The 21,647-nt window shown below is 60.5% G+C and carries 27 protein-coding genes; 11 read left to right on the forward strand and 16 right to left on the reverse strand.

What is annotated here, in order from left to right:
* Positions 1–14 precede the first annotated feature (14 nt).
* From MAIT1_RS12980 to ccmA, 9 genes are all read right to left on the reverse strand, one after another.
* Positions 15–1,211 carry an aldo/keto reductase gene (locus MAIT1_RS12980; protein ID WP_085442923.1) on the reverse strand — a complete coding sequence of 399 codons (1,197 nt, stop codon included), beginning with the start codon at positions 1,209–1,211 and terminating at the stop codon, positions 15–17.
* A gap of 255 nt (positions 1,212–1,466) precedes the next feature.
* Complete coding sequence (locus MAIT1_RS12985) at positions 1,467–2,009, reverse strand: cytochrome c-type biogenesis protein (protein ID WP_158089481.1); 543 nt, start codon at positions 2,007–2,009, stop codon at positions 1,467–1,469.
* Positions 2,006–2,575, reverse strand: coding sequence for a DsbE family thiol:disulfide interchange protein (locus MAIT1_RS12990; protein ID WP_085442925.1), 570 nt, complete (start codon positions 2,573–2,575; stop codon positions 2,006–2,008). The genes MAIT1_RS12985 and MAIT1_RS12990 overlap by 4 nt, the downstream gene beginning before the upstream one ends.
* 236 nt (positions 2,576–2,811) lie before the next feature.
* On the reverse strand, positions 2,812–4,776 hold the full coding sequence (locus tag MAIT1_RS12995) for a heme lyase CcmF/NrfE family subunit (protein WP_085442926.1): 1,965 nt from the start codon (positions 4,774–4,776) through the stop codon (positions 2,812–2,814).
* A 244-nt stretch (positions 4,777–5,020) separates the two neighbouring features.
* On the reverse strand, positions 5,021–5,473 hold the full coding sequence (ccmE, locus tag MAIT1_RS13000; protein WP_085442927.1) for a cytochrome c maturation protein CcmE: 453 nt from the start codon (positions 5,471–5,473) through the stop codon (positions 5,021–5,023).
* Positions 5,463–5,615, reverse strand: a complete 153-nt coding sequence (locus MAIT1_RS21560) for a heme exporter protein CcmD (protein ID WP_143814831.1) — start codon at positions 5,613–5,615, stop codon at positions 5,463–5,465. Before MAIT1_RS21560 ends, ccmE begins: the two co-directional genes overlap by 11 nt.
* Positions 5,608–6,327 (reverse strand): heme ABC transporter permease CcmC, encoded by a 720-nt coding sequence (gene ccmC, locus MAIT1_RS13005; protein ID WP_158089482.1) that lies wholly within the window; start codon positions 6,325–6,327, stop codon positions 5,608–5,610. Before ccmC ends, MAIT1_RS21560 begins: the two co-directional genes overlap by 8 nt.
* Before the next feature lies 1 nt (position 6,328).
* The gene (locus MAIT1_RS13010; protein ID WP_158089483.1) at positions 6,329–6,994 is read right to left on the reverse strand and encodes a heme exporter protein CcmB; all 666 of its coding nucleotides are present in this window, start codon (positions 6,992–6,994) and stop codon (positions 6,329–6,331) included.
* On the reverse strand, positions 6,988–7,671 hold the full coding sequence (ccmA, locus tag MAIT1_RS13015) for a heme ABC exporter ATP-binding protein CcmA (protein WP_158089484.1): 684 nt from the start codon (positions 7,669–7,671) through the stop codon (positions 6,988–6,990). Before ccmA ends, MAIT1_RS13010 begins: the two co-directional genes overlap by 7 nt.
* Positions 7,672–7,888: 217 nt before the next feature.
* Here ccmA and MAIT1_RS21865 point away from each other — a divergent pair, with 217 nt between their 5' ends.
* The 3 genes from MAIT1_RS21865 (at position 7,889) to MAIT1_RS13030 (ending at position 9,327) form a co-directional block, all read left to right on the forward strand.
* Positions 7,889–8,191 carry a hypothetical protein gene (locus MAIT1_RS21865; protein ID WP_158089485.1) on the forward strand — a complete coding sequence of 101 codons (303 nt, stop codon included), beginning with the start codon at positions 7,889–7,891 and terminating at the stop codon, positions 8,189–8,191.
* 159 nt (positions 8,192–8,350) lie between these two features.
* Complete coding sequence (locus MAIT1_RS22670; RefSeq protein WP_085442932.1) at positions 8,351–8,722, forward strand: polymorphic toxin type 44 domain-containing protein; 372 nt, start codon at positions 8,351–8,353, stop codon at positions 8,720–8,722.
* A gap of 212 nt (positions 8,723–8,934) precedes the next feature.
* Positions 8,935–9,327 (forward strand): hypothetical protein, encoded by a 393-nt coding sequence (locus MAIT1_RS13030; RefSeq protein WP_143814833.1) that lies wholly within the window; start codon positions 8,935–8,937, stop codon positions 9,325–9,327.
* Here MAIT1_RS13030 and MAIT1_RS13035 read toward each other — a convergent pair.
* Positions 9,311–9,910 carry a hypothetical protein gene (locus tag MAIT1_RS13035; RefSeq protein WP_085442934.1) on the reverse strand — a complete coding sequence of 200 codons (600 nt, stop codon included), beginning with the start codon at positions 9,908–9,910 and terminating at the stop codon, positions 9,311–9,313. The genes MAIT1_RS13030 and MAIT1_RS13035 overlap by 17 nt on opposite strands.
* A gap of 324 nt (positions 9,911–10,234) precedes the next feature.
* Here MAIT1_RS13035 and def point away from each other — a divergent pair, with 324 nt between their 5' ends.
* Positions 10,235–10,762, forward strand: a complete 528-nt coding sequence (gene def / locus MAIT1_RS13040; RefSeq protein WP_085442935.1) for a peptide deformylase — start codon at positions 10,235–10,237, stop codon at positions 10,760–10,762.
* Positions 10,763–11,011: 249 nt separating this feature from the next.
* Here the strand turns inward: def and MAIT1_RS13045 are convergent, their stop codons facing one another.
* Positions 11,012–12,460: an aminotransferase-like domain-containing protein gene (locus MAIT1_RS13045; RefSeq protein ID WP_158089486.1), complete on the reverse strand. Its 1,449-nt coding sequence runs from the start codon at positions 12,458–12,460 to the stop codon at positions 11,012–11,014.
* A gap of 198 nt (positions 12,461–12,658) precedes the next feature.
* Here MAIT1_RS13045 and MAIT1_RS13050 point away from each other — a divergent pair, with 198 nt between their 5' ends.
* From MAIT1_RS13050 to MAIT1_RS13065, 4 genes are all read left to right on the forward strand, one after another.
* On the forward strand, positions 12,659–12,853 hold the full coding sequence (locus tag MAIT1_RS13050; protein ID WP_085442937.1) for a hypothetical protein: 195 nt from the start codon (positions 12,659–12,661) through the stop codon (positions 12,851–12,853).
* 1 nt (position 12,854) lies between these two features.
* On the forward strand, positions 12,855–13,304 hold the full coding sequence (locus tag MAIT1_RS13055) for a GNAT family N-acetyltransferase (RefSeq protein WP_085442938.1): 450 nt from the start codon (positions 12,855–12,857) through the stop codon (positions 13,302–13,304).
* Positions 13,305–13,376: 72 nt separating this feature from the next.
* On the forward strand, positions 13,377–14,090 hold the full coding sequence (locus tag MAIT1_RS13060; RefSeq protein WP_085442939.1) for a glutamine amidotransferase-related protein: 714 nt from the start codon (positions 13,377–13,379) through the stop codon (positions 14,088–14,090).
* Between the two features lie 244 nt (positions 14,091–14,334).
* Complete coding sequence (locus tag MAIT1_RS13065; RefSeq protein WP_085442940.1) at positions 14,335–15,162, forward strand: class I SAM-dependent methyltransferase; 828 nt, start codon at positions 14,335–14,337, stop codon at positions 15,160–15,162.
* Here MAIT1_RS13065 and MAIT1_RS13070 read toward each other — a convergent pair.
* A complete protein-coding gene (locus tag MAIT1_RS13070; protein WP_158089487.1) occupies positions 15,150–15,449 on the reverse strand; it encodes a Dabb family protein in 300 nt (99 codons plus the stop codon). The two genes, MAIT1_RS13065 and MAIT1_RS13070, sit on opposite strands and share 13 nt — an antisense overlap.
* A 3-nt stretch (positions 15,450–15,452) precedes the next feature.
* Between MAIT1_RS13070 and MAIT1_RS21870 the strand changes: the two genes are divergently transcribed.
* The 3 genes from MAIT1_RS21870 (at position 15,453) to MAIT1_RS13080 (ending at position 18,577) form a co-directional block, all read left to right on the forward strand.
* Positions 15,453–15,647, forward strand: a complete 195-nt coding sequence (locus tag MAIT1_RS21870) for a hypothetical protein (protein WP_158089488.1) — start codon at positions 15,453–15,455, stop codon at positions 15,645–15,647.
* Between the two features lie 116 nt (positions 15,648–15,763).
* Complete coding sequence (locus MAIT1_RS13075) at positions 15,764–17,233, forward strand: multiheme c-type cytochrome (RefSeq protein WP_085442942.1); 1,470 nt, start codon at positions 15,764–15,766, stop codon at positions 17,231–17,233.
* A gap of 207 nt (positions 17,234–17,440) precedes the next feature.
* A complete protein-coding gene (locus MAIT1_RS13080; protein ID WP_085445455.1) occupies positions 17,441–18,577 on the forward strand; it encodes a DUF6765 family protein in 1,137 nt (378 codons plus the stop codon).
* Between the two features lie 87 nt (positions 18,578–18,664).
* Here MAIT1_RS13080 and MAIT1_RS13085 read toward each other — a convergent pair whose 3' ends face one another.
* From MAIT1_RS13085 to MAIT1_RS13100, 4 genes are all read right to left on the reverse strand, one after another.
* Positions 18,665–19,219: a MerR family transcriptional regulator gene (locus MAIT1_RS13085; protein WP_085442943.1), complete on the reverse strand. Its 555-nt coding sequence runs from the start codon at positions 19,217–19,219 to the stop codon at positions 18,665–18,667.
* Positions 19,220–19,241: 22 nt separating this feature from the next.
* Positions 19,242–19,439, reverse strand: coding sequence for a MerR family transcriptional regulator (locus MAIT1_RS13090; RefSeq protein WP_085442944.1), 198 nt, complete (start codon positions 19,437–19,439; stop codon positions 19,242–19,244).
* 540 nt (positions 19,440–19,979) lie between these two features.
* Positions 19,980–20,474: a GlcG/HbpS family heme-binding protein gene (locus tag MAIT1_RS13095; protein WP_085442945.1), complete on the reverse strand. Its 495-nt coding sequence runs from the start codon at positions 20,472–20,474 to the stop codon at positions 19,980–19,982.
* Positions 20,475–20,959: 485 nt separating this feature from the next.
* Positions 20,960–21,604, reverse strand: a complete 645-nt coding sequence (locus MAIT1_RS13100; protein ID WP_085442946.1) for a TSCPD domain-containing protein — start codon at positions 21,602–21,604, stop codon at positions 20,960–20,962.
* Positions 21,605–21,647: the final 43 nt, after the last annotated feature.

Below are 21,647 nucleotides of genomic sequence, written 5' to 3' on the forward strand. Positions count from 1 at the left end.
TCGCGGGATCACGCTCAATTGGGCTGGTTGCTCTGTTTGTCGGCATGGAACAGCTGATCATGGGCGGCGAACAGGCGCTCGGGAATATTCAGATTCTGCGGGCAGCGTGGTAGACACTCATTGCAGCGGGTGCAGATGTTGGCTGCGGCGCCGGGGAACCAGACGCCATTGGGGTCCATTTCGCCATAGCGGGTCTGGCCGAAGGGAAGCATGTGGTGGACCTGCGCCAGATGCGCCATGCGCAGCACTTCGGGGATGTTGATGCGCTCGGGGCAGGGCAGGCAGTTGACGCAGTGGCCGCAGGCGAACAGGGCGGATTCGGCGGCGGCCTCCTGCATGCGGCGGTCGATGGAGCGCTCGGCGGCGCTCCAGAACGGCGCGTCGCCCTCGGTCTGGAGGGTTTTCAGGTGCAGATCCATGTGCGCCGGTTCGCTTAAGCCCAGACTCATGGTGTGAATCTGCGGATTGGCGAGGATGAAGCGCTCATTGAAGGTCACCGGATGCAGCGGCGCGGTCTGTTGCAGCAACGGCTCCGGCGCGGCGTAGAGGTGGCCGCCCTTGTCGTTGGGGCTGATGATGAACACCCCCATATCCAGCGCGTTGGCCAGATGGATCGCCCCGGCGTTCATGCGGCGGAAGTAGTAATAGTGCAGATTGACGAAGTCGAACGCGCCGGTGGCGATGGCGCGCAGGATCAGTTGCGGCGGCCCATGGGTGGAGAAGCCGATGTGGTCCACCAGCCCTTCGCGGCGCATTTCATTGAGTATGTCCAGGGCGCCGCCGGGGCGGAAGGTATTGTCGAAATCCCGCTCGCAATTGATGCCGTGGAAGGCGAACAGGTCCAGCTTCTCCACGCCCAGATTCTCAATGCTCTCCAGCACGTAGCGGCGCATCGCTTCGGGGTCGGCGTCGGGCTTGGCCTTGGACATCAGGTAGTAGTCGTCGCGTTTTTGCGTCAGGCGCGGCAGGGCGCGGCCGATGAGACGTTCGCTCTTCACATACCCTTTGGCGGTCTCGATCAGATTGACGCCGTTATCCAGCGCGGTCTGGATCACCTCATAGCTGTTCTCCAGGGAGTCTTGCGGCAGTTCGTCGGCGGGTTTGTCCCAGCCGTGTAGAAAGCGCATGGTCCCCAGGGTGAAGACGGAGATCTGCAGATTGGTCTTGCCGAAGCGGCGGTAGCGCATATGAGGATGGGCATTGCGGATCATAAGGACTCCGTGAGGGGAATGCTTAAGAGGCGGTCATTCCGTAGTGTCCTGGGAAAGACAAAAAATGTTTGTGTGACGCCGGGCGAGCTTGCGCTGACTATTGGCTGCCGACTGGTCGGCGGCGGGATTCTTAAGGGGCTGCGCCTCTTAAGCGGGTCCAGGGCGGCGCCCTGGCGGGTTAAGGGCGGAGCCCTTATGGGGTTTGGGGCGAAGCCCCAATATCTTCTATTATCCCAAAATACTGAAATTCCAAACTTACAACTCCACCCCATCCAACTCCTGCTGAATGCGCTTCTTGACCGCATTTTGGCTGGTGTCGGCGTGCTGGCTCACCGGCGATTTGCCGTCGGCGGAAGCCACGCCGTCATCGGCGTCGGCCTCCAACGTGCTCATCTTGGGTCGATACCATTTGCGCATGGCGATCCACAAGCCCAAGCCGCCAAACAGCAGGAAGAAGAACGGCGCGGCCCACAGAATCATATTGCGCCCGCTCTTGACCGGCTCCAGATAGACGTAGTCGCCATAGCGGTCGAAGAAGTATTGGCGAATGTCAGACTCCGGCTCTCCCGCAGCGACCTTCTCGCGGATGATGCCCAGCATGTCCTTGGCCAGATCGGAGTTGGAGTCATACACCGACTGGTTCTGACACACCGCGCAGCGCAGCGCCTCGCCAATGGCGCGCACCTTGGCCTCGGTGGCGTCCTCCTGCACCATCTCATTGGCGTGCAGCGGCGCGGCGATCAACAGGCCCAGACCCAGCAGCAGAGCGCCCAGTTTGGCGGAGAGTGACCCGATCATGAGCGTTTCGCCTCCCCTTGCAGGCATGCGCCGGATTGAATGTGCGGCTCGGCCACCTTCTCAAACCAACCCTGGTACAGCGGGCCGATATGCTTCAGGCAGATGACGCCCTGGGGCGAGATGAGGAAGCTCTCCGGCGCGCCGGTGACGCCCCAGTCGATGGCGATCTTCTGCTTGGGATCCTGCACATGCTCATAGCCGGGGTCGCCATGGCGGCTGAGGAAGCGCTTGGCGCGGCCTTCGCTATCCTTGAAGTCCACTCCCAGCATGACAAAATCCGCGCGGTCTTTGGTCTGACGCGCCAGGCTGATCAGGTAGGGGTGCTCGGCCACGCAGGAGCCGCACCAGGAGCCCCAGAAGTTGAGCAGCGTCCACTTGCCCTGTTGCAGGTAGTCGGCCTGCATGTCCACCTGTTTGCCGGTCAGCGTTTCGCCCGCTACCGGCAGCGCCGGTTTGTTCACCAGCGGCGAGGGGATGGTTTTGTGGTCCTGGCCCAGGCCCAACGCCATCAGGCCGAGAATCCCCACAATCACGCCCAGCAGGGCGAATTTCAAAAAACCGTTCATAACGTCACTCGGTTGTAGAGTTCATTCGGTTGGCGCGGGCATGTTTGGGTGATGAAAGATGCCGGGGCTTCGCCCCAGACCCCACCAGGGCTTCGCCCTGGAACCACGAGGGCGCCGCCCTCGACCCGCTTAAGGGGCGCAGCCCCTTAAGAATCCCGCCGCCGACCAGTCGGCGGCCCATAGTCAGCGCCAGCTCGGACTGTGTCACGCAAACACTCGGCGCTTGGGCGCCTGCTTTAGGCTGCTTTTGTCTTTCTTGCCAATCTCCGCCCCTGGGTCATGGAGACAATGGCGCCAAACGCCATGATCAACGACCCCGCCCAGATCCACCCCACCAACGGGTTGCGATAGGCGCGAATCGCAAACTTGTCCGTGCCCGGCACCGGGTCGTTGAGAATGACATACAGATCCTCAAACAGGAAGTTCTCGATGGCCGCTTCCGTGGTGGTCATGCTGTGACGATCATACTTGCGCTGCTGCGGATGCAACATCAGGGTCAAATCGCCCTTCTTGGCCTCGATGAGCGCCTCTTCCGCCGACCAGTTGGGGCCGCGCGCATTGCCAATGGATTTGAAATCCAACGTCCACGGCCCCACCTGCATGGAGTCGCCCGGACGCATCATCACCGTCTTTTCGGTCTGGAACAGACCGGTGCCGATAAAGCCCGCGCACATCACCAAAATGCCCAGATGCACGATGAAGCCGCCATAACGACGGCGGTTGCGCAGCAGCATCTTGCCCAGCGCCAGCAGCGGATTGCCCTGACCCTGACGCACCCGCACCATCACCCCGCGATAGACGTCCCAGAAGTGGGTGGCGAAGACGAATACGCCCAGGCCCACCGTGAGCAGGCCGTAAGGGTGATCCACGCCGATGAACCAGCCCACCGGGATGGCCATGGCGCCCAACACGCCGGGGATCATGAAGTTGTGCTTCAGATCGCGCTGATTGGCCTTACGCCAGGCGATCAGCGGGCCAATGGCCATGAGGAACAGCAGCCCCAGCATCAACGGAATGAACACCTTGTTGAAGTAGGGGGGGCCGACGGTGACCTTATCGTCGGTGAAGGTCTCCACCGCCAGCGGGAACAGCGTGCCCAGCAGCACGGTGACGGTGGCCACCAGCAGGAACAGGTTATTGAACAGGAATGCGTTCTCCTTGCACAACAGACCCTGCATGCGCACGTCGCTCTTGAGGTGATCGGAGCGGAACGCCAGCAGGCCGAAGGAGAACAGCAGCATCACCGCCATGAAGATGAGGATGAACACGCCGCGTCCGGGGTCGGAGGCGAAGGCGTGCACCGACGACAACACCCCCGAGCGCACCAGGAAGGTGCCCAGCAGGGAGAGCGCGAAGGTGGTGATGATGAGGAACAGGTTCCAGGTTTTGAACATGCGCCGACGCTCCTGCACCATGATGGAGTGCAGGAAGGCGGTGCCGGTGAGCCACGGCATGAAGGAGGCGTTCTCCACCGGATCCCACGCCCAGTAGCCGCCCCAGCCCAATTCATAGTAGGCCCAGTAGGCGCCGAAGACGATGCCGGTGGTGAGCATGGCCCAGGCGAACAGGGTCCAGCGGCGGGTGGCCAGAATCCACTCCTCCCGCGACGAGCCGGTGATCAGCGCCGCCATGGCGAAGGCGTAAGGCACGGCAAAGCCCACATAGCCCAGATAGAGGAACGGCGGGTGGAACGCCATGCCGGGGTCTTGCAGCAGGGGATTCAAATCGCGGCCCATAGGGGCGGCGGGAATCAACCGCTCAAACGGGCTGGAGAGGAACAGCACCAGCATCAGGAAGCCGCACACCACCGCGCCGAGGATCGACAGCACCCAGGGGATGGAGCGCGGGTGCGGGCGCCAGTGAATCCAGGCCGCCACCGCCACGAACATGGAGAGCAGCCAGCCCCACAGTAGCAGCGAGCCCTCATGGCCGCCCCACATGCCGGTGATCAGGTACATCAGCGGCGTGTTGCGCGAGGAGTTGGTGGCCACGTAGCGCACCGAGAAGTCGTGCTCCACAAAGGCGTAGACCAGCGACAAACTGGCGACGGTGAGCAGGCCGAACACCAGGAATGCGGCGTGGCGGCCCACGCGGATCCACGCGGGGCGCTCCAGCTTGGCCCCGGCGATGGGCGCGGCGATCTGCACGAAGGTGAGGACAAACGCCACAATGGCGGCAAAGTGGCCGATTTCAATCAACATGGATGGATTCCAACCAAGTGTATGAAGAACGCATCATCCGAATGGATGGCGTGGTCTTTTGTTGACGATGAAAGAGACTGGGGCGTTGCCCCAGACCCCATGAGGGCTCTGCCCTCAACCCGCCAGGGCGCCGCCCTGGACCCGCCAGGAGGGACGCCCTCCTGGACCTCGGTGAGTTTATCTCCGCGCGCGCGCCTGAAATATTGCGAACTCTGCGGCTCTTGCGCGCCATGCGAAGAGGATTTTACTGCATGGACTTCAAGATGTTCTTACGCGAGTTTTCGATGCCCTCCTGGGACATCTCCACCGGCATGTAGTCCTCGGAGTGCTTGGCCAGAATGGTGTCGGCCTCGAAGGTCTGGCCCGGACGATAAATCCCCTCCACCACCACGCCCTGACCCTCGCGGAACAGATCCGGCTTGATGCCGTCGTACTTCACCTGCAGGCGCTTGTCGCCATCGGTGACTTCAAAGGCGATCTTCATGGTGCCCGGGGTCTCCATCAGGGTGCCGGTCTGCACCATGCCGCCAATGCGCACCTTCTTGCCCGCCAACTGCGGCTTCTGCGCGATCTCGGTGGGAGTGTGGAAGTAGACCAGCGAATCGGTAAACGAGGTGAACACCAGCGCCAACAGGGCGCCGCCCACCACCACCACGGTGGCCACCAACATCAGGGGCTTTTTATTCTTACTGGCCATGGCCGCGCTCCTGTTCTTCCGCCAGACGCTGCTGCAGACGCTTGAGCTGGCGTTGGGTCATCAGGGTAAAGCCGCCATAAACGACGGTGGCGATGGCGTATACCGCCACCACATATTGGATATAGCTGGGCATCTCATGCATGGTCGCTCTCCGCCTCCAGCGCCAGGGCCTCGTCCTCCAGCGCGTCCAGACGGCGCTGGGCGCGGATGGCGCGGGTTTTGATCAAGGTCATATAGGCGCCCATCAGGATGAAGGCGATGGCCATCACCGCCAGGGGCAGACGCATCTCCGGGGCCATGGTGATCATGCCATTGCCCTTGAACATGGCCGGTTGGTGCAGGGTGCGCCACCACACCACCGAGAAGTGGATGATGGGCAGATCCACCGCGCCGATGATGGCCAGCACGGCGGTGGCCTTGGCGGCCTTTTGCGGGTTGTCCAGGGAGCTGCGCAGGGCCACCAGGCCCACATAGATGATCAGCAGCACCAGCATGGAGGTCAGGCGCGCGTCCCACGCCCACCAGGTGCCCCACATGGGTTTGCCCCAGATCGCCCCGGTGACCAGGGTGACGGCGGTAAAGCAGGCCCCCACCACCGCCAACGCCTCCATGGCCGCATCGGCGCCTTCGGACTTCTTCCACAACACGCCGATGGCGCAGATGGTCAGCGCCACATAGCACAGCAGCGCCATTTTGGCTGAGGAGACGTGGGCGTACAGAATGCGCACCGAGTCCCCTTGCTGGAAATCAACGGGGGCGGTGAAGACCAGCCCCAGGCCGATCAACAGGGTTCCCAGCGCCGCCAGTCCCAGCAGTCTCTGTATCAGATCCACGCGGGCAGTCAGAAAGTTCACTTTAATCCTCCACGAACCAGCCGAACGCCCACGGCGCCATGGCTAAATAAACGACGTCAAATACCAGCATCAAACGGATCCACGCGGCGATTTCCGTCGTCAGACCCAAAACGCCGTTGGTGGCTTGCACCGCGGCGATGAGCAGCGGCGAGACCAGCGGAATCAGCAGCAGGGCCAATAGGGTTTCGCGCGCGCGCGCCGCCTGGGTCATGGCCGCCAGCAGCACCCCCAACCCGGTAAGCCCGAGGATGCCCAGCAGCACCACGCCGATGATCAGGTGCAGCGCGCCCCAGGCGTCCACGTTCAATAGAATGAGCATGAGCGGCAACAATAGCAGCGCCACCAGCGCGGTCAAGACCAGATTGCCCAACCATTTGCCCAGAAAGATCACCCCGCGCGGCATGGGCGAGAGCAGCAGCCCCTCCAGCGCGCCATCCTCCTCTTCGGCCTGGAACACCCGACCCAGCCCCACCAGGGAGGTGAACAGCAGGGTGATCCACAGCAGCCCGGGCATCAATTTCAGCGCTTCGCTGCGGTTGGGCTCAAGGCCCGCCTGGAAGATCACCAGCACGGATAACGAAAAGAACAGCATCGACGACAGCGTGGCGCGGCGGCGCAGATCCCCCACCACGTCCTTCCAGGCGATGCGGTAGGCGGCTCTTAGCACGGTTGGGTCTCCTCCACCGGATCGTCGGCGTGTTTGCTCTCGGCAATCAGTTTGCCGCCGGTCATGCGCACTGCGCGGTTGGGCAGCGCCGCCACCCGTTCGGGGTCGTGGCTGGCCAGAATCAACGTGCCGCCGTGCTCCAGATAGCTGGCCAGCAGCCGATTGAGCCACGCCACCCCTTTGGAATCCAGCGCTGAATAGGGTTCGTCCAGCAGCAGCAGCGCCGGGTGGAACAGCAGCGCGCGGCCCAGCGCCAGACGTTTGCGCATGCCGGCGGAAAACCCTTTGGCCGGGCGATGGGCGAAGCGGCCCAGTCCCACCTCGTCAATGATCTTGCGCAGCGCCTTGTCCGACGGGCGCAAACCGCGCAGGTCGGCGGAGAAGCGCAGGTTCTCCATCGGCGACAGATGGCCGTACAGATGGGTGTGGTGGCCGATGAAGATCAGGTTCTCACGGGCGTACTCGCCCTGCTTGAGGACGTCGGTTCCGTTGAGCAGATACGCGCCCTTATGGGGTTTATAGCGGGTGGCCAGGATCGACAGCAGGGTGGATTTGCCCGCGCCGTTATCGCCGAACAGGGCCACGCATTCGCCTTCGGCGGCCTGCAAATCGACCCCGTTAAGCACCTTCTGACGGCCAAAACCGTAATGGATTCCCTGAACTTGCAGGCGGACCATGCACACTCCGTCGACGTTCGGCGCGACGTTGGATTGCGCCGCACGCTCCGGGTTTTCGCATACTGAGGGGGCTTGGATTGTACCCCGAATGGTTGCAATGGGGGAGCGCAAAACGCGGGGTATAGCAAAAAACCAACATGGTATTATATTAATATGATATAATTTGGGCTCTGGCGAGATATCGCCACCACCCAAACAGAATGGTAGGAGAAGGAGTATGGGAAACGTAGATTGGAGAAACCTCGTCGGCGGCTGGATGCGCGAGTCCATGGCGAAGAAGGAGGAAGAGGAGAGGATGGCGCAGCAGCAAGCGCAGCAACCAGCGCAACGTTATGCGTCACAGTCTGTGTATCAACAAGCGCAAAACGCCGTAGAGCGGCCAGTACAGAACCCGGCGTATCAACCTATGCGGAATCCAGTATTTCAACCCGAGCCTCAGCCGACGCAGAATCCTGCGTATCAACAGGCGCCTCAACCGGCGCAACCGTCAACTCCGCGCCCTTTTCAGATGTATCAGTAAGCGCCCCAGCCTAGACAGCAGCCGGCGCCTCAACCGGGGCAGCAGTCACCTCCACAATTGTTCCAGCAAATTGGGTTGGCGAGGCCGCATGAGCGCTATAATCAGCTACCGGATTTGCAGAATCCACCTGTTTATGGGTGGGATTCCGTGGACCAGAATATGGAAACAACACGTCAAGGTAGTGATCTGAGTTGGATCAACAATGTGCGGGATAACGGAGAATGGGATTTTAAGAACAGTGATCCAAAAAATCACTCTTGGGCGCAACGAGAGCGAGCGGGTAACATAAATTATGGAGCGACATGCGTTGCTGCCGGTTATGCCCCGGCGACGTGTTTGAGAGCAGGTGGTGTGTTCCAGGGGGCTATGGACTTGGTGCGTGGCAAGGGGTGGTATCCCAATAGTTCAGGCAGGCCCTGGGACCAAAATCCTGAGAGCTGTTATGGAGAGCCCGATGATGACTGCAAGCAGGTGATCGAGGGCATCCGCTATGGCCAAGAGGTTGCTCGGAGGAGGCGACTCGGCCAGTAATTTTCTAAACACCCCCGGAGTAGCGCATCCGGGGGTGTTTCTAAATATCAATATGAAAAGATAGGTTTCACATGCTTGTTCAGAGGTTCATCAAAAGGCATCCCGTTTGGATAGCGTTCCTCCTTGGCCTGTTTTGGTTTTCAGGCAAATATCTCTTTCTTTGGCCAGAGGCGTAATATCTTCACGCATTTGCAGACAAACAGCCGACTTTGATGGCGTTGGCAGAGATGGCGCAACGGGATATCCATCAAACAAGATCACAGCCCAATGGGGAGAACGCGAACTGTTGCTGGGTTTTCCTCGACTCCTCAGGGGATAAGCCATGGAGCAGCCGTTCCAGCACGGAGTTGGGTGAGGCGCGTCTTACTCAGTATGTGGGGAAAATGCGTGAAGTCGGTGTTGAGACCGTTGGGCCGCTGCGCAAGGACCCGGAACAAATTTGGTTCGTTGCTGAGAGAAAATTGGCTGGGTTCCATAATTATCACTACGCCAATCCCCCGCTCACCCACTGTGGCGCAGAGATCACAGAGATCACAGGCGGCATACCGGTGGAGAGTTGCACGCAGTTGGGTGCAAATTGGTGGTTTTTTACTGTGCTGGAATAGAGCCGATGACCCGCCGTCGCCACACAATCAGCAGCGCCAACGCCGCGCAGGCGATGCCGATGGCCGCCGGGAACAGCGTCCCCGCCAGATTGCGCTCCTCCAACGCATACAGCACCAACCCGTTGCGCACCGCGTAGATCAGATAGAAGCTCGGCGTCTCCTCAAACGGACTGTCGTAGGCTTTGCGGATGGTCGGGCCAAAGCCCAGAATGTCCACCGTGGTCAGCAACACCACCGCCCACAGCGGATCGTGCGTCGCCAGCCACAGCGGAATCGACCCCAACGCCGCCAGAAAGAACGCCCAGTCCAGCCGCGTAATGGTGATGTCGCCGCGCCGCTTGAACGACAGCCACGCCACCCCCAGCGTCATCGCCCCCGACAACCCCACCGGCCACGCCCCCATGCCGCCGCCCGCGCTCACCATGGCCACAAACACAATCGACGTGGTCACCCCCCACACCACCCACGAAAACACATGCGGAATCGTCTTCCCCCCCACAATCTTCAATATATAGGTGGAAAACGCCCAAATGGTGATCAGTGTAGCCAGGCCAGTGGCGATGGGTTGGAGATAGGTTTGCACGCGATGTCCGTTTTCTGCGATTGGGAAGGTTGTGTTGTGAAGCGTTGAGATGCTGGGCCGCCGGCCCAGACCCGGCCAGGGCTTTGCCCTGGACCCACCAGGAGGCCAGCCTCCTGGACCTCTTGGACCACACACTTTCGCGCAGTGCTTGCCTGCCTGTGCTGGCTCTGCCTGTTGCGCGCTCATCGTCGTTTGATGAACTTTCAGCGGACAGATCATTGCGTCAGGGTAAAAAGCAATTTGATTTTATTTTGTTGTCGAATCCTTCTGCGCAAACTGGCACAATGGACGGGTTTTTGCCCTGCCGCAACAGGATCATTCCCCATGGCCGTTCTCGACATCCTCATTTATCCCGACGAGCGCCTGCGCCGCGACTGCGCAGACGTCACCGATTTCGCCGATCCCGCATTTCAGCAATTCATCGATGATCTGATCGAAACCATGGAGGCGGGGCCGGGCAGTTGCGGGTTGGCGGCGCCCCAGGTGGATAATCCCATTCGCGCGGCGGTGGTGGATATGGGGCTGCTGCGCAAGCCGCCGCCGGATCACCATGGGCGCATGGTGATGTGCAACCCGGAGATTCTGGAGTGGGACGGCATGGAGACGGCGCGGGAGGGGTGCATGTCGCTGCCGGACTATACCGGCAACGTGATGCGCGCGGTGACCTGCACGGTGCAGTATCAGGAGCGCGACGGCTCGGAGCATGTGGTGAAGTTTGAGGGCTTCGAGGCGCGCGCGGTGCAGCACGAGATGGACCATCTGGATGGCAGGCTGTTCATTGATCGGCTGGTGTCGAGAAAGTCCGACCTGTTCCAGCGCAAGAGTTACCAGAAGAAGAAAAAAGGGTCCTAGCTGGAATAGAAGCACGAACCCCACAAACTTGCTCGGAAGCCGCAAGGGGGCAGGAGGCTGGGGGAACGAGGGTCCAGGGAAATCATTTCCCTGGCGGGTCGAGGGCAGAGCCCTCGTGGGTGCAGGGCAAAGCCCTGCCGGGTCACGGGCAGAGCCCGTGCGGGTTGAGGGCGGAGCCCTCATGGGGTTTGGGGCGAGGCCCCAATATCTTTCATCTTCCCCAAGCAATTCTCACAAAATTTCATCCTATCATCCCCCCCGAGCCAGCTCCCCCAAACGCGCCACGGCGTTTTCCAACCGTTCACTCCAGGGCGATCCGGCGCTGACTCGAATGCAGCGCCGCCAACTGCCGGAGGGGGAGCAGACGCTGCCGGGCACAATGGCGATGCCTTCGCCCACCGCAGCTTCGTAGAGCGACACCCCATCGCCCCCGGCGGGCAACTCCACCCACAGAATGAATCCCCCTTTGGGATCGGTCATACGCACCCCTTGGGGAAAGTGCCGGGCGATGCTCTGGCGGAGCTGACGCATGTTCTCCTGCAGGGCGACGCGCAGTTTGCGCAGATGGCGCTGATAGCCGCCATCTTCGAGAAAATTGGCCAGGGCGAGTTGGGTGAATTGGGCGGAGGTGAGGGTGCTGCCCATCTTCAACGCGGTAACGCGCTCGGCGAAACGGGGACCGGGGATGGTGACGCCCACGCGCAGACCGGGGCCAACGGTTTTGGAGAAGGAGGAGCAATAGAGTACCCAGCCGTCGCGATCCCAATGTTTGATGGGGGGCAGACGGGTTTCGCCATAGTGCAGGTCGCCGTAGATATTGTCCTCGATGAGGGGAATGCGGCGTTTGGTGACCATCTGGCAGATGCGCTGGCGGTTCTCGATGGGCATCAAGGCGCCGGTGGGGTTCTGGAACGAGGGGATGGTGAGCACGGCGCGCACGCGATCATCCTGCAGCACGCGGGCAAGGCCGTCAGGATCCATGCCGGTGACCGGATCGGTGGGAACCTCCATGGCGTAGAGGCCGAGGTTCTCGATCATCTGCAGAAAGCCGAAGAACACCGGCGACTCCACCGCCACCGCATCCCCCGGACGGGTGGTGGCGCGCAGGCAGAGGCTCACCGCCTCCATGCAGCCGTTGGTGAGGATGATCTCCTCCATGCCCGGCGGGTCGGGGAAGCCCCATTGGCTGCGCGCCAACTCCCGGCGCAGACGCCGCGCGCCGTTGGGCGGGCCGTAGGAGAGGGCGTCGGCCATCTCGGTGCGCGCCAGCAGGCGGGTGTTTTTGGCCATCTGTTCAATGGGCAGAAAGCTGCTGTCCAACACCGCCGCGCCCAACGGGGCCAGCCGGTTATCCAGCGCGCTGGCTTCCACCGTGCGCGCCATGGGGCTGATGGCGATGCGTGACGGGGTGGTGGGCAGCGTTTCGCGGCGCGGTGGTTTGCTCTTGGCCTCCAGCCGCGCCACGAAGTAGCCCGAGCGTGGTCGCGCCTCCACCACGCCTTCGCGCTCCAAGGTGAGATAGGCGCTGGTGACGGTGGCGGCGCTGAGGTTCAAGCGGCGTTGCAGCCTGCGCACCGAGGGGAGCTTGTCGCCGGGGGCATAGGTTCCGTCATCGATGCCCGCCAGAATGTGATCGGCCAGTTGGCGATAGCGCGGCGTGGCGTCGCGGTCCAAATCTGTATTGGTCGAAATGTCCATAATCTGTCTCTGTTCTGCCGGTCTGATGGCGTCTGACACGCTGCTTTGCGTTGCTGAAAGGATAGGTTCTCCGCCATTTTGCGGAGCGTCAAGAATAATCTGTACTGGTGAAAATTTCTGTTTTGTGCGGCTGTTTCGCATCTCGCTGATCGCCTAGCATAAGAACCATTCGAAATTCTTATTGATGGAGGCGGCGCCATGAGCCATAGCAGCCACACATTCACCACTCTGGAAATATTGGAAAAACTGATCGCCGCCGAACGCAGCGACGGGACCGCCCAAGGCGCGCCCCGGGTGTGCGTGGAGGAGCCCTGCTGGTTGGGCGTGGTGAAAATTGTGCTGCTGCTGCTGGTCGCCGCGTTGGTCTCCGCGTTTTTGGCAGGGTTGCAGTAAGATGAGAGAATCCGTCACTGTCACGTTGGCGCAGGATGAGGGGCAAATCGCCGCCTGTTTTCCTCTGATGCGCCAGTTGCGCCCGGAGTTGGAGGCGTCCGAGTTTGTCGCCACCTGCCGCCAATTGATGCAAGAGCAGGGCTATCGCCTGTTGCTGGCGCGCGCGGGTGAGACCATTCTCGGCGTGGCCGGGTATCGCCTGGGGCGCAATCTGGCGTGGGGGCGACATCTCTACGTGGATGATCTGGCGGTGGCGTCGGAGTCGCGTGGCGAAGGCGTCGGCCGCGCGCTGATGAACGAACTGCGTCGATTGGCGCGGGAGGCGGCGTGTGGCCAGTTGCATCTGGATTGCGGCTTGCAACGATCCGGCGCGCACCGCTTCTACAAGCGCATCGGTTTGACCGGTGTGGCGCAACACTATGTGGAGATGCTGGATACGGCAGGCGTCTGAGCAGGGGTAAGGATAGGCGGCTTGGAGTTGGCGGGATGACGGCCTGAATCAGCGGAATCGGGAGCGGCTGAAATGGAGATTGGTTATCTGGAGGCGGGCTACGCCCCGGACGTTTTGGCGCGCAAGCATGGAGACTATCCTACTCTGTTCAGGAACCTGTTTGCGGGCGAGGATGAGACGATTCGCTTCACCCCGTACCGGCTCCAGGATGGCGAATTTCCCCCTTCGGTGGAATCGGCGGACGCCTATTTGATCTGCGGCTCGGACAATTCGGTATATGAAAACCTGCCCTGGATGCTGCAGACCCAGGCGTTCATTCGCCAACTCCATGAGTCCAAGCGCAAGCTGATCGGCATCTGCTTCGGCCATCAACTCATCGCCCAGGCGTTGGGCGGCTGCGTCGGTCAGGCCCCGACCGGCTGGGGCATGGGAATTAAGCGCATCGAAGTGACGCAGCGTCGGGCGTGGATGATCCCGGAGTTGGATGCGATCCATCTGGGGCACTCCCATCGGGATCAGGCTGTGCGTCTGCCCCCGGAGGCGGAGGTTGTGGGGGGCAATGATCACTGCCCGGCGGGGGTCGTCACGGTGGGGGATCATATTCTCACCTTCCAGGGCCACCCTGAATATCCCCGGGCCTATAGCGGCGACATTCTCGACCTGTATGACGCCCGGGTAGAGGGGGGCTTGCCCGTCGAGGTGAAGCGGCAGGCGCAGGACTCCCTGGAGATGGAGCCGGACAATGCCGTCGTGGCGCGCTGGCTGGTGAATTTCCTGCGCCATTGATCAATTTATAGTCTCTAGCATGCAAAAGTGAAGATAGGGGTGCTGGAAGATATCGAGGGCTCTGCCCTCGAGCTCCCAACAACCAAACCGTGGGCACTGCCCACACCCGCTGGGGGCGCGGCCCCCAGGCCCCGCCGCCGACCAGTCGGCGGCCCATGAGATAACGCTAGCTCAGACTGTTTCCCGCAAACATTGGCCGTTTTGTGCAGTTTTGTTTTCGCATTGCCTGAAAAGGATTGATTGAATGGACGATCAAGCGCGTAAAGAGATGTTGCGCAAAGGCTTTAACGCCGCAAGCGCAGGCTACGACCGCCCCGCATTGCGCTTCTTCCACCACAGCGCCTGCCACCACGCCGACATTATCGACCTGCCGCCTCACGCCCGCGTGCTGGATCTGGCCACTGGTACTGGCGCCCTGGCGTTGGAGCTGGCCAAACGCCTGCCCGAGGGCGAAGTGGTGGGCATCGACCTCTCCGACGGCATGCTGGCCCAGGCGCAAGCCAAAGCCGAAGCCCTCGGCATACGCAACGCGCGCTTCGAAGCCATGGACATGACCGCGCTCAGCTTTCCCGATGACCACTTCGACGCCATCACCTGCGCCTTCGGCGTCTTCTTCGTGGAGGATATGGCGGGGTTGTTGCGCGGGGCGGCGCGCGTGCTGAAACCGGGCGGGCGGCTCTGCTTCAGCAGCTTCCAGCCGGACCTGTTCCATCCCATGGCCGATCTGTTCATGACCCGCATCGAACAGTACGGCATCGCCATTCCGCCCATGACCTGGCGGAGGGTGGACGATGCGGACAAGGTGACCGCGCTGCTGGCGGAGGCGGGCTTGAATCAGCCCCAGGCGCACCTGCGCGATGTGAGTTACAGCCTGGAGCACTCGGACCACTGGTGGGAGATTGTGTGGTATGCGGGCTATCGCGGACTGGCGGCGCAGTTGGCGCCGGACGCGCTGGAACGCTTCAAGGCCGAGCATCTGGCCGAGGTCGGCGCACTGGCCGACGCCCAGGGCGCGCTGCATCTGCCCATCGGCGCGCTGTATGGCTACGCCATCAACAATCACGTCTCATAGTCCACCGCCCAGCGGTTTTTGCGCCGCGGGCGCACGATCTCAATCACCTTCTTGTGTTCTGAGTGGGCCTGGTACGCCTCCAGGTCCGCCCAGTCCACATGGGTGGTGTACAGCATCAGGTCGATCTCTTTGGAGAGCGCGTCCACTTTGGCGTTGAGGGACACCTCCAGCGACAGCACGCCGGGGATATGACCCATACTCTCCAGTGCGTGCTTGATGGTCCGCACATTGGCGATCTTCTCCTCACCTTCGCCCTGAATCTCCCAAAACACATAGTGATGGATCATGTTGTGCGTCTCCTGAAAAGGGATCTGACGGCCAGTATCGCCCATGCGGTCGGCGTGGGAAATCCTCACATTATTATTGATAATACAATAGATATTCGATCCTCGGCGCCGCTCGCCTTCAGCGCCGCGCTCCAGCGCCATATTTTTTCAACCCGCATTGATCCAGATCAAGGCGTGCCTATATTTTTTGCTGAATGATTATTTCGCTTGCAATCCCATAGGTTGGTTAGCAAGCTATGGACATACTACAGTGCATAAATGTATATTTCAGGCTATACATTCTGATTCGGTTTCAAACACGAGGAGAGGGGAACATGAAACGATTCATCATCGCAGGAGCATACCTGATGGTATGCGCCGTGGCGCTGCTGCTATCAACGCCAGCAGACGCCCGGGTGCAGGGGCAACCCGGCAAGGACTGGGGCAACCCGGCGGGCAAGGAGTGCGCCGAGTGTCACATGAAGGAGAACTTTGGTCTGTGGCAGGAGTGGAACGCGTCGCAACACGGTCAAAACGGGATCAACTGCCTGGATTGTCACCAGGCGCAGAAGAACGATCCGGACGCCTTTACCCATAAAGGGCAACTGATCTCCATTCTGGTTACGCCCAAGGACTGTGCGCGCTGCCACCCCACTGAGGTGAAAGAGCAGCAGCGCTCCCACCACGCCACCGCCGGCCAGATTCTCAACTCGCTGGATAACCTGTTGGGCGAAGTGATCGGCGGTCCGGCTGCGGTGGTCGTCGGCTGTCGTCAGTGCCACGGCGGCAAGGTCGAGATCGACGCCAAAGGCCGTCCCACCATGGACACCTGGCCCAACACCGGCATCGGCCGCATCAACCCCGACGGCTCCTGGGGCTCCTGCGCCGCCTGCCATGGTCGCCACACCTTCTCGCGCGCCCAGGCCCGCACCCCGGACACCTGCGGCAAGTGCCACATCGGTCCCGACCATCCGCAGTTGGAGGTCTACAACGAGTCCAAGCACGGCATTCTGTACCGCGCCCAGACCGAGACCGATCCTTCGAAACTGAATCTGCATTCCGACAAATGGGTCGCGGGCGTGGACAACCCCATCGCGCCGACCTGCTCCACCTGCCACATGAGCGAAGCGCAGGGCTTGGCCAAGACCCACGACGTGGGCGAGCGGATCTCCTGGAACCTGCGTTCGCCGGTCTCCAACAAGATCAATCTGGTGCGTCTGGATAACGGCAAGTCGTTCGACGTGCCCGAAGGCAAGCCGGTGCCCAAGGTGGGTTCACAGGCGCGCGGCGCCAAGGTCATTGAAGTGCTGACCTGGGAGAACCGTCGCGAGATGATGGAGACGGTCTGCTACGCCTGCCATGGCGAGAAGTTCGTCACCGGCCACTACAAGCAGTTGGACGACTTTGTCGAGCTCTACAACGAGAAGTTCGCCAAGCCGGTCAAGGCGATTATGGGCGAGCTCAAGAAGATGGGCAAAATCACCCCCAGCCCCTTCGACGACAAGATCGAGTGGATCTGGTGGGAGATTTGGCACCACGAAGGGCGTGTGGCGCGTCACGGCGCGGCCATGATGGGTCCCGACTACGCCTGGTGGCATGGTCTGTATGAAGTGGCGCAGCACACCTACTTCAAGTTCATCCCTGAACTGGAGCACATCGTCGGTAAGGAAGAGGCCAAGAGACTGGTGAAGAAGCACTTCACCCACCCCGGCCACGACTGGTACTTCAACGGCATGAACAAGGATGCGCTGAAGAAGATCAAAGCCGAGTACGAGAAGCGCTATGGCAAGGGCTCGGTGCAGTAAGCCCGATTTCACAACGCAGTAGTATCTCCTAAATTCACGCCGCCCGAAGCCTCGGGCGGCGTTTTTTTTCAGGCGACAAAAACGATGTAAAAAATCAAACTTTTGGCGTAAACCACAAAAAGCAATGATAATAGATTGAAATGATTGATTTAATATATTATTATTCATTTAGCCTTATAATATTTTGGAATATCTATGGAGGTGATTATGCAAATTGATTTTCATCATACTGTGACCTACGTGGCGGCCCGTTTGGCAAGTTATCAGGGCAAGAAGTTCTCTACACAGGAGGCTGAAATTATTGCCAAGAGCGCACAGTATGTGGATGACGCAACAGGCTCTGGCGCAGTCAATTTTGGCAATGGCGCGATGATTCAGCGCCACGCCTCAGCGCACCGTATGATGGACTATCGCAACTTCAAGGAGTTAAAGAACCATCAGGTATGGATTCCCTTCCATTTTCTGCCGGGAAACGATGGTCAGGAAAAATCGCAGGCGTCTGAGTTGAAGTTTTTCGAGAAAATTGTCTGCAAGCCCGATAGTCCTGTTGCGCGGGATATGGTGGCTGAATGCATTCGGGAGCGGGATAAACCCTTTGCGCTGTACCGGCTAGGCATAACCATGCATGTGTACGCCGACACCTTTTCGCACCAACAGTTTGCGGGGGTGAGCCATCAGTACAACGAAATTTTTGATGTTGTCTGCGAAAATGATGAGCCGCCAACAAGTTTCAAGGAGCGCCTCAGCAATTTCTTTAAAGGCGCTGTCGACGAAATTACTAGCACATTTGTTGAAGAGACTCTTCCTTTGGGGCATGGCGCCGCGCTCTCCTATCCCGACTTGCCTTATCTGAAGTGGCAATATACGCGGAAGGATATAGACGGGAATTCCGTGCAAATCGAAAGGGACAACACCGATCTGTTCCTGTCAGCCGTCATTGCCATGCACAAAGCAATGTCGCGCTTCTTGGCGGGCGACCCAATAGCGGAGGTCGAGCCGATTTCACAGAGCAATTTGGATGCGATTCGCGCTCTGTTTTTGCATGAGGATACGCGCACTCGTGACGCCGATGGGCGTCATGCCGTGTGGCTGAACAGACTTGCCAGCGGCAACTATTTTGAGGGCATTGACGCAGTTGAACTGACCTATCATGGCGATGGTCGTAAGGCATGGAAATATGAAGCCATCGGCAGTCCGCTTATGTCTAACGGCGAGCAAGATTACTACAAGTGGAAGCAAGAGATTCTGACATCCCATTGGAAGCTGTTCCACGATGCGCTTTTGGCGCACCGGTTTCATATTATCCATGAATTGCTGCCGGAGTACGGTATCTGCGTGGCGTAGTCAACGCGAAGTCGCATATGCTTGAAGAGGGCGGCGTTGTTGCGCCGCCCATCGCTGCCATATGAGTGAATCAAATGTGCGCGACTGTCATGAATCCCCACCAGGGGAGGGTTGCAAGAGCGCCCGCGATCTCTGACGGATCTCCTCGGCGCGCTTTGGGTCGATGCCCAGAGAGGCGAGGAAGTCGCCGTGGGCTTCGGGGGCGTCGCGCTCAAACGCCGCATGCCAGGTCCACATGGCCGCCTCATCCAACCCGGCGGCGCGTAGGAATGACACCCAGCTCTCCACATTGATCACCCGTTCGCCCGGATGCGCGCCCAGTTGCGCCAACAGGGCGGCGGCGCGCTTCTGTTGCTGACGCAGTGCGCCGATCTGCTGATGGATGCTGCGCAGCCGCTCCTCCAGCGCCGCGCGCAGGGTGGAGTCCTCGTCCTGATGGACAACCTCGCCAATCTGTTTGAGGGACAGCCCCGCCTCGCGCAGGGCGACGATCAACTCCAGGCGCGCCACATCCACATCATCATACAGCCGGTAGTCCCCGGAGGAGCGTCCTGCGGGGTTGAGCAGGCCGAGTTTCTCATAGTGCAGCAGGGTGGAGCGGGAGAGGCCGAAGCGCTTGGCCAGTTTGCCGATGGTGTGCATGACGACCTCTCCCGATTCTCAGTTACCAGTTCTTGGACGCGCTGTGTTGACGGACCTGCGTGATCTGCTCCTGCGGCATGCCGAGCCAGTTCAGGAATGCGCCGTGGGCTTCGGGGTGGTTGGCTTCGAAGATCTCGTGCCACTGCTGCATTTGCGCTTCGTTCAGGCCGATCTGCTGGAACATGGCCACCCACTGTTCGACATTGACGGTTGCGGACATGATTGCCTCCTTTGCGTGTGTTGGCAACGTCGGTATGACGTCGTTGAACGGCATCCTCAACCTGTAGGTAGTAGACAGGTCAAACGGTTTTTTACGCGAACGGGTGAGGGGGCGACGGCCATTGGCAGGGCAGGCGGGCGGAGCGCCGAAGCGTGTGGTCCATGAGGTCCAGGAGGCTGGCCTCCTGGCGGGTCAAGGGCGGCGCCCTTGCGGGTGTCGGGCAGAGCCCGACCGGGGTTTGGGGCAGAGCCCCAATATCTTCAATCTTTCAGCCGTTTCCCGCTGAACAAAGAGAGAGCCATTCCCAAGTGGCAAGAGAAGCTGAGAGCAAGAAGCGGGCACGGAGGGAAAACGGGAAACGGCGGTGAGCAGGCCCCGCAGGGGCCGTCGTCCGCAGGACGGCGAATGCAGTAGAGCGGCAAGCGGGGAAAGAGCAAAAGTGTGTGCGGGAAAGTCTACGTGACTAAAGAGGCGAAGAATATTCAAAAAAGAGAACCAAAACGGGGCCACCGATAAATCACGATGGCCCCGTCCAGTGGCTTACATCATGGACATTTCCAACTCTTCCTTAACCGGCGCCAGCCCTTCTGCGGCGCAGGCTTCGTCGATATCGCCGCCGGGAGCGCCGGAGACGCCCACCGCGCCGAGGAACTCGCCGCCCACATCAATGGGCACCGCGCCCGCCGACATGATCACCCCCGGCGCGCGACCCACGGCGGTGTTGGCGCGATCCACCAACTGCGAAGAGGGCACACGGAACATGGTCGCCGCATACGCCTTGCCCTGGGAGATGGGCAGGGTGATGGGCGGGGCCACGGTATCGCGCAGTTGCGCCTGCACGATGCCGTCGCGATCCATCACCGTGACGCCAATCTGAATCCCTTTGGCGCGGCACGCCTTGATGGTGTTCATGGCGATGGCCTGGGCGCTCTCCAGAGTCATCTTCTTCACCGGCACCGCCATGGGGCCTTCGGCATAGACAGCAGGGGCGGCCAGCAGCGCGGTCAGAGCGGGGATAGCGATCAATTTGCGCATGTCGGGATCCTCGTCAAATCCGTGAATTGGGAAGTTTATTGAATTCTAAAGAGTTTTCTGGGGAGGGTTAAGATATCGAGGGCTCTGCCCTCGAGCTCCCAAGAGCAAAAGCCAAACCTTGGGGCTTCGCCCCAAACCCCACGAGGGCGCCGCCCTCGACCCGCCAGGAGGCCAGCCTCCTGGACCTCTTGGACCACACACTTTCGCGCAGTGCTTGCCAGTTTGTGCGGGCGACTTGTCCTGCGCGCTCATCGGTGTTGGTTGAAACATTTCATTGGGTGTTGGTTGAAACATTTCATTGGCGCGTTGAGATATCGAGGGCTCCGCCCTCGAGCTCCCAAGAGCAAAAGCCAAACCTTGGGGCTTCGCCCCAAACCCCACCAGGAGGCCAGCCTCCTGGACCTCTTGGACCACAAACTTTCGCGCAGTGCTTGCCGGTTTGTGCTGGCTGCTAAGTCCGGCGCGCTCATCGTCGCTTTGGCCAATTAGCCGCACTTGGAGTGGCCGCACTCCAAACAGGTCTCGCACCCATCCAATCGCACCACGCTCAGTTGCCCGCACTTGGGACACTGGGAGCCCGCCAAGCCTTGATCCTCCGCCATGCGGCGCTTCTCCTCCAACTCCGGGGAGACCTCCGGGGCGCGGATCATGCCGATCTCCCGCAGGTGGTTCTCAATGCACTCGCCGATCTCCGCCACCAGTGACGGCATGTACTTGCCGCCGGGCTTGAAATAGCCGCCGCGGGGGTCGAACACCGAACGCAGCTCCTCCACCAGGAAGGAGACGTCGCCGCCATGGCGGAACACCGCCGAGACCACCCGGGTCAGCGCCACGATCCAGGCGAAGTTCTCCATGTTCTTGGAGTTGATGAAGATCTCGAACGGACGTCGATACTCCAACTCAGTGCCTTCGTTGATCACCATATCGTTGATGGTGATGTAGAGGGCGTGCTCGGACATGGGGGTGGTGATTTTGTAGGTGGAGCCGTGCAGGGCCGCCGGGCGCTTGAGCGCGGGCTGCATGCGCACCACTTCGGCCATGGTGGTTTCCGTCGGGATATCGGCGGCGGCCTCCGCATCTTTGGAGACCACTTCAAAGCCGACGATCTTCTTTTCAATACTCACCGCCATGGCGGAACTCCTAGATCTATGAGATGCCGTGCATAATGTTGGA

It is taken from the genome of Magnetofaba australis IT-1, assembly GCF_002109495.1.
GTDB lineage: Bacteria > Pseudomonadota > Magnetococcia > Magnetococcales > Magnetococcaceae > Magnetofaba > Magnetofaba australis.